General features: G+C 61.2%; 1 protein-coding gene. It reads left to right on the top strand.

From position 1 onward, the window contains the following. Positions 1 to 232 (top strand): hypothetical protein (locus tag AC0L20_RS41955; RefSeq protein WP_473295988.1); only part of this gene is annotated, 232 nt, incomplete at both ends.

Below are 232 nucleotides of genomic sequence, written 5' to 3'. Positions count from 1 at the left end.
CTGGAACCCTTCGACTCTCTGGCGGAGCTCGACCGAAGTCTCAAGGCGTTTATGCACATGCCGGCGGGTCGCGAGGAGATCTGCCGCCACTTGCCGAGGGCTTACCAGGCGCTGGACGCAGCGGGTATCTGGCCCCTGCAATTGCAACCGATTGAAGGCGAGCCACTCTTTGAGCATACCTACGATGCGATGCTCGATAAGCGTCGCCAGGACATCGACCTGGCCTTGAGCC

It is taken from the genome of Bradyrhizobium sp. Kon58 (assembly GCF_055807455.1).
Note: the sequence above shows the minus strand (reverse complement) of the source record. Positions and strands in the feature narration are given on the sequence as shown.